At 35.4% G+C, this 13,407-nt stretch carries 12 protein-coding genes; 4 read left to right on the forward strand and 8 right to left on the reverse strand.

The features are described 5' to 3' along the window. Positions 1–71 precede the first annotated feature (71 nt). The gene (locus IPZ78_RS11115; protein WP_225553676.1) at positions 72–920 is read left to right on the forward strand and encodes an MBL fold metallo-hydrolase; all 849 of its coding nucleotides are present in this window, start codon (positions 72–74) and stop codon (positions 918–920) included. On the opposite strand, the gene lipB is transcribed toward IPZ78_RS11115, so the two are convergent. The 8 genes from lipB to IPZ78_RS11155 all read right to left on the reverse strand — a co-directional run bounded on the left by lipB (position 902) and on the right by IPZ78_RS11155 (position 9,057). Continuing rightward, a complete protein-coding gene (lipB, locus tag IPZ78_RS11120; protein ID WP_225553679.1) occupies positions 902–1,597 on the reverse strand; it encodes a lipoyl(octanoyl) transferase LipB in 696 nt (231 codons plus the stop codon). The genes IPZ78_RS11115 and lipB overlap by 19 nt on opposite strands. 64 nt (positions 1,598–1,661) lie before the next feature. Then, positions 1,662–1,982, reverse strand: a complete 321-nt coding sequence (locus IPZ78_RS11125) for a four helix bundle protein (RefSeq protein ID WP_225553681.1) — start codon at positions 1,980–1,982, stop codon at positions 1,662–1,664. 44 nt (positions 1,983–2,026) lie between these two features. After that, a complete protein-coding gene (gene hflX / locus IPZ78_RS11130) occupies positions 2,027–3,220 on the reverse strand; it encodes a GTPase HflX (protein ID WP_225553683.1) in 1,194 nt (397 codons plus the stop codon). Between the two features lie 140 nt (positions 3,221–3,360). Further along, the gene (locus IPZ78_RS11135) at positions 3,361–4,713 is read right to left on the reverse strand and encodes a mechanosensitive ion channel family protein (RefSeq protein WP_225553684.1); all 1,353 of its coding nucleotides are present in this window, start codon (positions 4,711–4,713) and stop codon (positions 3,361–3,363) included. 23 nt (positions 4,714–4,736) lie between these two features. After that, positions 4,737–6,842: an ATP-dependent DNA helicase RecG gene (gene recG / locus IPZ78_RS11140; protein ID WP_225553686.1), complete on the reverse strand. Its 2,106-nt coding sequence runs from the start codon at positions 6,840–6,842 to the stop codon at positions 4,737–4,739. Between the two features lie 60 nt (positions 6,843–6,902). Further along, complete coding sequence (locus tag IPZ78_RS11145) at positions 6,903–7,409, reverse strand: hypothetical protein (RefSeq protein ID WP_225553687.1); 507 nt, start codon at positions 7,407–7,409, stop codon at positions 6,903–6,905. Positions 7,410–7,525: 116 nt separating this feature from the next. Beyond that, positions 7,526–8,521: a hypothetical protein gene (locus IPZ78_RS11150; RefSeq protein WP_225553689.1), complete on the reverse strand. Its 996-nt coding sequence runs from the start codon at positions 8,519–8,521 to the stop codon at positions 7,526–7,528. A 149-nt stretch (positions 8,522–8,670) separates the two neighbouring features. Then, positions 8,671–9,057 carry a RidA family protein gene (locus IPZ78_RS11155; RefSeq protein ID WP_225553691.1) on the reverse strand — a complete coding sequence of 129 codons (387 nt, stop codon included), beginning with the start codon at positions 9,055–9,057 and terminating at the stop codon, positions 8,671–8,673. A 194-nt stretch (positions 9,058–9,251) separates the two neighbouring features. On the opposite strand from IPZ78_RS11155, the gene nagA reads away from it, so the two are divergent. The 3 genes from nagA (at position 9,252) to IPZ78_RS11170 (ending at position 13,145) form a co-directional block, all read left to right on the forward strand. Then, entirely contained in the window at positions 9,252–10,373 is a 1,122-nt protein-coding gene (gene nagA / locus IPZ78_RS11160; RefSeq protein WP_225553693.1) for an N-acetylglucosamine-6-phosphate deacetylase, read from the forward strand. A gap of 76 nt (positions 10,374–10,449) precedes the next feature. Continuing rightward, the gene (locus IPZ78_RS11165; protein WP_225553695.1) at positions 10,450–12,084 is read left to right on the forward strand and encodes a glycoside hydrolase family 10 protein; all 1,635 of its coding nucleotides are present in this window, start codon (positions 10,450–10,452) and stop codon (positions 12,082–12,084) included. A gap of 83 nt (positions 12,085–12,167) precedes the next feature. Next, positions 12,168–13,145: a phosphodiester glycosidase family protein gene (locus tag IPZ78_RS11170; RefSeq protein ID WP_225553698.1), complete on the forward strand. Its 978-nt coding sequence runs from the start codon at positions 12,168–12,170 to the stop codon at positions 13,143–13,145. Positions 13,146–13,407 lie beyond the last annotated feature (262 nt).

Genomic DNA, 13,407 nt, shown 5'->3' on the forward strand with positions numbered 1-13,407 from the left:
AAAAAGAGTTTACATTAAAGGCTATTATTCATTGTTTGGATAATAGCTTTTTCTTTACCTTTGCTCCCAATATGAAATACTGCTCGATTGCTTCTGGGTCTAATGGAAATTGTTATTATGTTGCCAAAGGTAATGATGCGGTACTCATTGATATTGGAATAAATACAAAGCATGTGCTTATACGAATGGAGCGATTAGGTATTGACCCGACAAGTATCAAAGCCATATTTATCACACACGAGCACACCGACCATATACGCGGACTATCGGTTTTTAGCAAGCGTTTTCAGATTCCCGTTTATATTACAAAAGGTAGTTATGAGGGATCGAAGCTGCATATGCCTGAATACCTGATTAATTTTATTCAGCCAGATGAAAGAGTCAACATTGGTGAACTAACCGTGATGGGTATTCCTAAATATCATGACGCAAAGGAGCCTTGTAGTTTTGTGGTAACGGACGGAGAAATTAATGTCGGTATTTTGACCGATCTGGGAAGAGGTTGTGACAATGTGAAGCATGTGATTCAGCATTCTGATGTGTTGCTATTGGAAAGCAATTTTGATGAGGAAATGCTACAGAAGGGACGATATTCCTATTTTCTAAAAAATAGAATACGTAGCGGTTGGGGGCATATATCCAATGCTGTCGCATTAGAATTATTACTTGAAAATCGTACTTCTCGATTAAAACACCTTATTCTAGGTCACCTTTCTGGAGAGAACAATACAGTAGAATTAGTAGAGTCGGTGTTCAGCCCGCATTGTGGAGATATTGCTTTTTCTGTGGCTACACGTGTTGAAGAAACACCAATTTATCAAATTACAAACGAAAAAGAAATCAAAGTAGCTTCAACAGATCTTTATGTTCAAACTACTTTAACGTATAGCGAAACTGTGATTTACACAAGTTCCATGTGAAAAAGTTCAGCGATATGATTTTTTAGTTTTTCTTTCACTTCATCTGTATTGAGCTTTCTGCCTAATTCTCTTTCCATTGATGTGACATCTTTGTCGTCAATTCCACAAGGAATAATATTGCCAAAATAAGCTAAATCCGCATTCACATTGAACGCAAAGCCGTGCATGGTCACCCAACGTGAAGCACGAACACCCATCGCACATATTTTACGCGCTTTGTCATTATCCGCATCCAGCCACACTCCTGTATAGCCTTCGTATCTACCGGCTGTTATATCATAATCAGCTAATGTAAGGATAATAGCCTCTTCTAATGTACGTAAATAAAGATGTATATCCGTGAAAAAATTGTCTAAATCTAAGATTGGGTAACCAACAATTTGTCCCGGCCCATGATAGGTAATATCACCACCACGGTTGATTTTATAGAATTTGGCTTCCTTCTCTTTTAATCCCTCTTCATCTAATAATAGATATTCTTGATGACCACTTTTTCCCAGTGTGTATACATGCGGATGTTCGGTGAAGATTAAATAATTCGGCGTTGGATTATTGCTGTTATTTGTACGGTTGTTACCTTTTATCGCAAGCGTATCCGCAAATATTTTTTCTTGTTTATCCCATGCTTCTTGGTAATCAACCAATCCCCAATCAATAAATTCTACTTTTTTGTTCATCTTAATGCTATAGGCTGTATGCAATAGGCTATAAGCCCTTTAGTTTTTTACTCAGATTAAATAATTACATTTTAATAATGTTGATTTCTACTGACGTTTCATCATGTATTATCTCAGATATTAAGTTTAAATCTTTAGTAAGAATCATAAAATATTCTAATTCATGAGCTGAGCCTAAACAAATTTGTAGAAATCTATCAAAATCTTTATCGCTTTGTCTACCGCATCCTTCTGCAAAATTACTTGGAATAGAATAAGCAGCTCTTTGCATTTGCGAGGTTATTCTAAATTTTTCTTCATTAGGAAAAGATTTTGTAACATCAAAAATTTTTAATGTCAATTCGTGCGACTTTTGCCAAACATCATATTTTTTGAAATCTCTCATTTCCTTTTGCTTAGAGCTTACAGCATAAAGCTTACTGCCTTTAATTAATACAATAAATTATTATAAGGGTAGCGTGCATTATGAAGCTCTGAAATCACTTCGTAAAGCTTTTCTTTGAACTCCTCAATGTTGGTTTTATTAGTTGCTGATAAGAAAATAGCAGGATCGGAATTTTTTGCCATCCACGAATTTTTGAAGTCGTCTAAAGTGACTTTAATTTCTTCTCCATCCTCATCCACTTCAACAGCTGGTTTGAATGCATCAATTTTATTGAAAACTGTAATTGTTGGCTTATCTAAAGCATTGATATCTTTCAATGTTTCATTCACAGCGATAATGTGGTCTTCAAAATTTGGATGAGAAATATCAACAACATGAATCAATACATCCGCCTCACGTACTTCATCCAATGTTGATTTAAATGATTCTACTAAATGATGTGGTAATTTGCGAATAAAACCTACCGTGTCCGAAAGTAGAAATGGTAGATTCTCAATCACGACTTTTCTTACGGTTGTATCTAGTGTTGCGAAAAGCTTGTTTTCAATATAGACCTCTGCCTTAGATATCATATTCAAAATAGTAGATTTACCAACATTGGTATAACCGACTAATGCTACGCGAATCATATCACCACGATTTTTGCGTTGAGTAGCATTTTGCTTATCAATTGTCTTTAATTTTTCTTTTAATAAAGAAATTTTATCTAAAATGATACGTCTATCTGTTTCAATCTGCGATTCACCAGGGCCGCGCATACCAATACCACCACGTTGTCGCTCTAAATGGGTCCACATACGTGTCAATCTTGGGTATAAATATTGCAATTGAGCTAACTCGACCTGTGTTTTGGCTTGAGCTGTTTGTGCATGACTAGCAAAAATATCTAATATTAGGCTTGAACGGTCCAAAATTTTACGTTTCAACTCGCGTTCAATATTTCGGATTTGCGAAGGTGAAAGCTCATCATCAAAAATCACCATATCAATTTCTTCCGCTTCAGCGTATTCTCGTATTTCGTCCAACTTACCCGTTCCTACAAATGTTGCATGCTCTGGTTTTTGAAGTTTTTGAGTGAAAATTTTCACAGTTTCTGCACCAGCCGTTTGCACCAAAAATTCTAGTTCTGTTAAATAGTCTTGTGCCATTTGGTCCGATACACTAGGTGTTATAACCGATACCAATATTGCAGTTTCTTTCTCTGGAGCTGTATCTACTAATTTAAATCTTCTTGCCATAAGTTGTAATAAGGTTTATTGTGTACAGAATTAATCAATTTTGACTACGCACAATTAACAAACAAAGATAGTTTTTTAGAAAACAAATAATACTATTGTATTTCTGTTCTAAGTGTTTGAAGCATATATTTACTAACAAATTATTCCGTAATATGTTTATCAGAATTCGATAATAGAGACATGGTTAAACGCAAATCATCCGATGCAGGTAATTCAAAAGTCTCTAAATGGAAATATTTTATGGCCGCAAAAATATGATCAAATAGATCGGCCATTACACCTTCAAAAAATAACCATTCTGTTCCTTGTGTGAATGCGTATATTTCTAATGGGAGCCCATGCTCTGTAGGCTCTAAGTGACGAACCATCAATGGATATTCTTTATGAATATTCTTATTGTTATTTAAGTATGCCTCAATGTATGCTCTAAATAGTCCAATATTGGTCATTCTTCTCCCATTTACTTTAATCGTTTCATCAACTTGATGGGTTAGATTATAATCTGCAATTTCTTGTTCGCGATGTGCGATGAAATTTTTGAGTAAATGTATCTTCTTAAGCTCCTCTATTTCATTATTTGTGAGATATCGTATAGAGGAAATCTTTATATAGATAGCTCGTTTGATGCGTCTTCCTCCAGATTGCTGCATGCCACGATAGTTTTTGAATGAATCACTCAATAAGGCGTGTGTGGGTAGGGTCACAATTGTTTTGTCAAAATTTTGGACTTTAACATTGTTTAGGTTTATTTGAATTACACTTCCATCTGCACCATATTTCTGCATTTCAATCCAATCCCCAACTCTTACAGAATCATTTGCTGAAACTTGTATACTTGCAACAAAACCAAGGATAGTATCTTTAAAAACTAACATTAATATTGCAGAGGCGGCACCTAATGAGACTAGAAAAGACCAAGGCGAATTCCCTGTTATGATCGAAAATGAAACTGTAAAGACAACAAAAATCAGAAAAATCTGAATCACTTGTAGGTAACTATCAAGAGGCTTGTCAAAAAAAGCTTTCGATGTTTTTAGAATATCGCGCAATGTTTTTAAAAGAGCATTGGCCAACTTATATATTGAAATGATTACAATGACACTTAAAGCTTTTATCAAGATATCTTTGAAAGAGTGAAAGCCTACAAATAGGTGAGGGACAGTTTGTTGTGCGATAAGTATCAAAACCAAATGACTTATGTCATCTAGCACCTTGTTTTCAAGTAGTTTATCATCCCATATTGTCTTTGAACTGCTTATTATTTTTGTAAATAATGTTTTAAGAACTTTTCTAAAAATAAAGTCCGTAATCAGAAGTAAAACAAGAACTATTGAAAGTAATGTGATTGTCGTAAGGATATGACCGAATCGTTCTGAACTGCCTAAGTGTCCAATTGTATTAAATGTGTTTTGGTAGAGATCATTAATTTGCTCAGAAGCAATATTCGTTAAATCTGGATTTTGCATATACAGTGCAAATATAGGCAAATCCATCCTCCTGAATTGAAATAGTAATGTCAGGAAATCTTATCCCAAGCGATGCCCGGATTTCGTTGATTCAAATATTGAACGAGCAATTGGTTTTCAGTTAGCGCAAGATTAGGGTCTTGTTTAAAAATCTCGATGACCGAATTTCGTGCTTCAGCTAATATTTTCTGGTCTTTTGCCAAATCAGCAATTTTCATATCCAACACACCTGATTGCTGTGTACCGGAGATATCTCCTGGTCCGCGTAATTCTAAATCAACCTCAGCAATTTCAAATCCATCATTGGTACGAACCATGGTATCCAAACGAGTTCGTCCTTCTTTGCTTAATTTAGTGCCTGACATAAGAATACAAAATGATTGTTCTGCACCACGACCAACGCGACCACGTAATTGGTGTAATTGTGATAAACCAAAACGTTCGGAATTCTCAATAACCATGACCGATGCATTTGGCACATTGACGCCAACCTCAATTACAGTCGTAGCGACCATGATTTGTGTTTCACCTTTTACAAATCTTTGCATTTCAAAGTCTTTGTCTTTTACAGGCATTTTGCCATGAACAATACTGATTTTGAATTGTGGCAACGGAAATTCCTTTTGCAAGCTTTCTAACCCCGCCTCCAAATTCAATAAGTCTAGTTTTTCACTTTCTTTAATCAATGGGTACACAATATAAACCTGTCTACCTTTTGCGATTTCCTCACGCATAAAGCCAAATACACGCAATCGCTGGTTTTCAAAAAAATGAACAGTCTTGATTGGTTTGCGACCCGCTGGTAATTCATCAATAACTGAAATATCCAAGTCACCATATAATGTCATTGCGAGTGTGCGTGGAATTGGTGTTGCGGTCATCACGAGCATATGTGGTGGAATTACATTTTTGCGCCATAGCTTCGCGCGTTGCTCCACCCCAAAACGATGTTGCTCATCAATCACTACAAAACCAATATTTTTGAATTTAACTTTATCTTCGATTAAAGCGTGTGTGCCAATGAGGATGTCTAAGGTACCATCTTCAAGTTCTTGATGAATGATTCGTCTTTCTTTGGTTGAAGTAGAGCCAGTAAGTAGTTTAATATTACAGATTTCATCGCCTAATAGCTCTTTTAGCCCATTGTAATGTTGTGTAGCTAAAATCTCTGTTGGTGCCATCATACAGGCTTGATAGCCATTGTCTATCGCTATCAACATACTCATCAAAGCTACGACAGTTTTTCCAGAGCCTACATCGCCCTGTACTAAACGATTCATTTGAGCACCGGTATTGGTGTCTATTCGAATCTCCTTGACTACGCGTTTTTGGGCATTGGTCAGAGGAAAAGGTAATCTCGTATTGAAAAAAGTGTTAAATTTTTCACCTACCTTATCGAATAGGTGGCCTTTATATTTTTGCGTGTTAAGCTGTTTGTTTCGTAATAACCGAAGTTGAATAAAGAATAACTCTTCAAATTTCAGCCTTCGAATAGCAGCATTCAGGTCGTCTACATTTTGTGGGAAATGAATAGAAAGCAAAGCTTTCGGATAGGGCAATAGTTTGTGTTTGTCGACTAAATAATCGGGTAGCGTTTCCTTAAAACTTCTAAACGTAGTTTCCAAAGCTGTTTGTTGCAGCCGCTGAATGCCTTTGGTGTCCAGATTAAATTTTTTCAACTTCTCCGTTGAAGAATAAACGGGCTGCATCGTAAGATTACCTATTTTCTTCTCTTGGGAATTATACAATTCAATCTCCGGATGTGTAATGGAAATTTGCCCATTAAATTCTGTTGGTTTTCCGTAAATTATATATGCTGAACCGACTTTTAGGCTTTTCTGTAAAAAGGCTACGCTTTGAAACCAAACTAATTCCATCGAGCCAGTTTCATCCTTGAAAATACCAACAAGACGTTTTGCTCTTTTCTCTCCAACTTCTTTCAATTGAATTAATCTACCCAATACCTGAGCACCAATCAAATCGGAATGCAGTTGTCGAATCTTATGAAATTTGGTGCGGTCAATATATCGAAAAGGATAATACTGCAATAAATCCCCAATAGTGAATATTTGCAACTCTTTTTTGAGCACATCGGCTTTTTGAGGGCCTACACCTTTGAGGTATTCTATGGGAGTAATTACAGATAAATCAGCCATTGCTATGAATGGCTAAAATACAAAAAATATAAAAGTTACTTGCTTTTCGACCAGCAAGAATTATTTTGCAGATGTTGCATTGACTACTATCGGAGGATACATGATACTAAAGTGAGGTGCCCAAACAAGTTTGTCATCAATCCAAACCTCATCATTCAACAGAATTTTATCTTTGGTGATGGATTCAGGAATTTGAATGTAATTTACTTTTATAATGTTTCTGGGATTATTTCCAATTTTTACAGACGCATAATATGTATATTGTTCAGCATCATATTTCAACGGTTTAGGGAAGTTTAATTTTAGTATATACGGTGCTTGTGTAGTTATTTGAAAATTACTTTTGATATTTTTAAGAGGATTTCCTCGTTCATCCAAATATTCAATTACGAAATCAGAATACATATATGCTGCACTATTTTTAGGGTCCAATAGGTCATTATATTCCTTATCCGCTACAGATAACCCAATATATCCATCTATAAAGTCACTTGTATTAGGTTCTGAAGTTGATTTTTTGCAAGATGATACGATTAATAATAAAAAAAGCAACAATAAATTTCTCATAATTAAATACATATTTTTCTTTAAATTAATAGATAGTTTTGGTATTTAATGATTTCATAAAAAAAGCCAATCCGAAGAATGGCTTTAAACCAAAAGAGTATTATAGTAATCGGGGATTAGTTCAAATTATTAATGATAGTCACTAAGTCGGATTTTGATGTAATGCTTAGTTCACTAGCATTAAAACTAACAATTTGATTTTGCGCAATTGTTACCTTTTTAATAGCATATACTAAAGAACCATTACTTTCTGACGTGAAAATCACATGAAGATTTAAACCTACAGGTACATAACCATAATGCTCGCTAAAGAATTTTTCAAGGGAATCATATGTGTCCAGACGAGCTAATACATTTCGTTCGCCTTCGTAGGATAGGTATACTGCCGAATTTGACATGTTGTATTGTTCAGGAACTGTTACTTTAATCTGAGTTTTTGGTCTAGAGTCAACATAGAATCTATCAACATTAGTCCAGCCAAACTCTGAAGCCCATACATGGTAGGTAGCAGCTTCAGTATTAATATTGATGCCCGCATCTTTGCCTTGACCAATTGAATCTGCTTTTACCTCATTCCAAGCAAGTTCTCCATCTTCATCGATATCCCCCGACCAAAGTGTCATGTCCTCATCTATGCCTCCTGATAATGATGCTGGAATATCAACAAAAAATGGACAGCCTGAGTACAATTTTTGATTGCCCTTTGTGACTTCAAGATTGAATTGACCACCTGTAACTAATGGCAATAAGTTAAGGGCATTATTTCTGCCCATTAGAGGCTTGTTTGTTGCAGTCATATTCCCACGATCATACATTTCTACAAATGATAGTGTCACATCACCAGTTACCATGTTGTTCATATTGTCTCGTAAGCAGTTAGGCAAAATTTTAACTTTAGTACCCTTGTCTGTTTGGAAGGTAATTCCATTTTCTGCTTTAAATGATTTTGAATTTGCGAGGTCAGCTAAAGCATCTCTTCGAATTTCGTTAAATCCTGCGGCAGATGGATTGGCTAATAGCGATACATATTCTGTGTCATTTTTGCATGAGGAGAATGATAAAGTCGCACAAGCTAAAAGTGCGAATACAGTTGAGTTTAATTTCGTTTTCATACTATTGAATTTTTTTATGTTTTACAATCATTTTCAATAGTATATCAATGAACCCTTTCTTTTGTTACCTGTTAGATTGATTTTTTTGTAATAAAAAAAAGCTGCTTTGAAAATTTCCAAAGCAGCATCTCTATACTATAGTTTTTCAATTATACTTTCCAAGCAATTACTGAGATCTCGATATTTACATTTCTAGGAAGTGTTTTCACAGCTACGCACTCGCGCGCAGGTTGGTTTGTAGTAAAATATTGTGCATACACTTCATTTACTGCAGCGAAATCACCCATGTCACTCAAGAAAATACTCACTTTTACGACATCTTCAAAGCTGTAATTTGCTGCTGACAAGATTGCGTTTACATTTTTTAGTACTTGATGTGCTTCGTCTTGAATTCCCGAATTTATTAATTCCATAGTCTCAGGATTGAAAGGGACTTGTCCAGATACGTACAATGTTTTATCTGCTTTGATAGCTTGGTTGTATGGCCCAATAGCAGCAGGGGCTTTTTCAGTGTTAATAATGACTTTTTGTGACATGATTATTTGTCTATAAATATTTTATAAATTATTCCCAATAAAAACAGAATAATGGCTATCGCATTAATGATATACATTATGCGTATAGATGTAGGTTTTTTTGTTTTAGACATAATCTTTTATTCTGTGTAGGCTAAGTTACAATGCTAAGGGGGGAATTACAAATCCAAAAAGCTTTTATTATACTTGTACCTATGAAAAGCAAATTTGCACTAACGAACGGTATTATTTTCACAACAAATAATACGCTTACTCATAAATCTTTACTAGTTGATGGGATTCACATTTTGGAAATTGTTGATGAATCAGCCATCCCGAGCGATTTTGAAAGAATAGATGTTAACGGTAAGAACATTTGTCCAGGTTTGATAGATTTACAAATTTATGGTGCTGGGGGAAGTTTGTTTTCATCCGAGTTAACAACAGAGTCAATATCGAAAATTGAACAAACATTACTTCGCCAAGGATGTACATCATTTTATCTCACGCTAGCGACCAACACGTTAGATTTATTTAAAGAAGCGATAGCAATTTTTAAATCAGCTTCACCAAAAGTAGCTTTAGGCTTGCACTTGGAAGGTCCTTTTTTAAATCCAATCAAAAGAGGAGCTCATCCTGAAGAGCTTATTACACAAGCTTCTGTTGCTATTCTAGAGGATCTGTTATTTAGTCATCAGGGGGTAGTAAAAATGATGACAATAGCACCAGAGCTTATGCAACTTGAATGTATGCAATATTTGCAAAATCAAGGCGTTTTACTAAGTGCCGGACATAGTAATGCGACATTTCAACAGGCGACGGATTCGTTCGAAATGGGGGTAAAAACGGTGACACATTTATGGAATGCAATGTCCGTTTTGCACCATCGTAATGTTGGTTTACCAGGAGCTACATACAATCACGATTCAGTGCATGCCTCTATTATAGTTGATGGAATACACGTTGACTATGAAGCTGTTAAAGTCAGTAAATCTATGATGAAGAATCGTTTGTTTTTAATTACGGATGCGGTTACAGACTGTGCAGAGGGCATTTACCAACATATTCTAAACGAAGACCATTATGTTCTTCCTGACGGCACCCTCTCAGGTTCAGCTTTGACTATGCTTAAAGCGGTAGAAAATTGTGTGAATAAGGTTGGTATTCCGCTAGATGAAGCTCTAAGAATGGCAACTTTGTATCCTGCTGATTTGATTGGCCGCAATGATTTAGGACGATTAGAACAAGGTGCTTTGGCGAATATTCTTGTTTTTGATGAAAATTTTAATGTCGACTCAGTTTATTTTGAAGGTCATGCAATAAAATTAAAGAAGTAGTAAAATTTTTGCGATATCTTGACTTTTAACATATCAGATGAAGTAAAATGAAAGTATATCTGTAGTTTTGTATCCTATGAAAGTTAAAATATTTAATGTATTGGCTTTGATGAGCCTATTTTTATTGTTTGCCGTATCGTGTAAGTCTAAAAAGCAGAAAGAAAAAAGTAAACCGTTGGTTGAGGCTGCAGTGTCTAACACAGCAGCAATCCAGTCACAAGCCATTACTCCTGCTCCTAAAGCAGAAGTTAATAGTGCAGTAAAGGAAAAAGTAGAAGCTCTAAAAGAAGAAAAAGTAAAAGTAACCTTACCAGAGGTGCCACGTGAATTTCGTGCAGCTTGGGTGGCAACTGTAGCAAATATAAACTGGCCTTCAAAAAGAGATCTAACCACAGAACAACAAAAGGAAGAAGCAATTCGCTTATTGGACCTATTGAAAGATAATAATTTTAACGCAGTAATCTTTCAAGTTAGACCTTCTTCAGATGCGCTATACGACAGTAAATTCGAACCTTGGTCATATTTCTTAACAGGTGAAATAGGTAAAAGACCTGAGCCGTTTTACGATCCATTAGAATTTTGGGTAGAAGAAGCACACAAACGTGGATTGGAATTGCATGTCTGGTTGAATCCGTATCGTGCACACCATTCAAATGGTGGTGTGGTGACTTCTAAATCAATGGCAAGAACAGCCTCTGATTACGTAGTTCGTTTGAAAAATGGCATGTATTGGTTTGACCCAGCAGATCAACGTACGCAAGATCATGCATCACGCGTGGTGAATGATATCGTAAAACGTTACGATATTGATGGTGTTCACTTTGATGATTATTTTTATCCATACGCTAGTTATAATGGTGGTTCAGATTTTCCAGATAATAAAACTTGGAATATCTATAAATCAAATGGTGGAGAGTTGAATAGAGGTGATTGGAGAAGATCCCATGTCAATAATTTCATTGAACGTATTTACAAGGAGATCAAAGCTGAAAAGCCATTTGTTAAATTTGGTTTAAGTCCATTTGGTATATGGAAACCAGGTTATCCTGCTGGTGTTACTGGTTCTTCGCAATACGATGAATTGTATGCTGACGCAAAATTGTGGTTGAACAAAGGCTGGATTGATTATTTTACCCCTCAATTGTATTGGCCTATCGAGCCATCAAGACAGAGTTTTACAGCGTTGTTGAAATGGTGGGAGTCAGAAAATACTTTTGGTAGACACTTGTGGCCAGGATTGAATACCGTAGAGGTTAAAGCATCCCATAAGCCGTCTGAAATTGTCAATCAAATTAATGCGACTCGCTCTATAGTACCTAATAGTCCTGGAGTTGTACATTGGAGTATAGCGGGATTGACGAAAAGTCCAGAAATGTTATCAACTATTGCAAATGGACCTTATAGAATAAAATCTTTAGTTCCTAAATCACCATGGTTGAAAGCAAATTCTTTATTGGCACCTACATTGTTGATAACAGCAGAACAAGGAAAAGTCTTTGCAAAATGGCTGCACCAACAACCTGAGCAAGTAAGGCAATATGTCGTATATGCGAAATACGGTGATTCATGGGAATGGGAAATTTTAAATAGTGAAGTTTCTTCTAAAGAATTTGTGAATTCTAAAAATGGAAAGAAATTAAACAGCATCGCAGTCAAAGCGATAGATCGTTTAGGAAACGAAAGTGATTATGAAGCAAAAATTATCAAATAATAAAAAAAGCCAGATATAAAAATTCTGGCTTTTTTTATTATTTTTATTCAAACCCTTATTATGAATAAAAATAATGTAGACCTATGAATTATTATAAAAATGCAATTAGACTATTTTCGGTAACGTTAACAACTTTGTTTTTTATCCATTGTGGAAAATCAGAAGTACCACAAGAAATCGTAAAGGAACCAGAGCCAACTGAAGAAGAAACACCAATTACCCCTACAACACCTACACCAATTGATGTTATTGAATTAATTAAAACCAAATCATCGTTGATTAAGTCTATAATTTCGACAGATACAAAGATCTTGGCAGAAGGGATTACGACATATTCAATAAAATATGTTAACACTACTGATCGAAATATGAATATCAGTATTATCGTCGCTGATATGGGCTACAAACATGTTAGTGCTCAAGTATTAAATCCATATAATTCGTCAGATAATAAATTTCAAAACCTACCAGATATGGCGAGGGCAAATGAGGAAGTCGGAACTAAAATTTGGGCTGCTGTTAATGGAGATTATTTCTCTTGGAGTAACATGTTGACTACCGGTCCATTTATCCATGATGGCGTTATACGAAAGGGAAATCCAGTAGGAAGTAGCAGGCCTGCTTTTGGAATCACTCGTGTTGGTTTGCCTGTCTTCCTTAATCCCCCAGCTAGTCAATCTGCCGTGTTTCAATACGGAGATAATCTATTAAAACATCTAATTGGTGGCAATCAATGGTTTATTTACAACGGTAATAAAATTACGATAAATGATTCAACGGTCGAGCCTAGGACCGCTATAGGGATGCGTGAGGACAAAAAGTTAATTGCCATCACCGTAGACGGACGCCAAGCTAGCCATTCTAATGGGATGTCATTCGTACAATTGCAGAGTATTTATGAAGCTCTAGGTGCTAAGTTCGCATTTAATTTAGATGGAGGAGGCTCTACGGTTTCTGTGGCAAGAAGGGGCAACTCGGCAGAATGGGATATTTTAAATAACCCTAGTGAAGTACCTTTACGTGCTATTGCAAACGGAATAGGCTTTATTTCCACGAAATAAGCTGAACAATGTTATAAGTGAATGTATGCATGATTGTTCGTTTTTTTGCAAAAAAAACGAACAATCATGTTTTTTTTCTTTTTCTTTTCTTAATATTGTTATGTAAAGCGTAAGAAGCACCAGTTTACCTAATTTGAAAAGAAAAATTCGCTTTACCTTATCTAACAATTTATTTACGGAAATTAATTTACTCTTAAATAAATTTAGATTTTCATAGGAAATATATTTATATATGATAAAATCTATATATAAGAATTATTAA

Source organism: Sphingobacterium bovistauri (genome assembly GCF_020295405.1).
Classification (GTDB): Bacteria; Bacteroidota; Bacteroidia; order Sphingobacteriales; family Sphingobacteriaceae; genus Sphingobacterium; species Sphingobacterium bovistauri.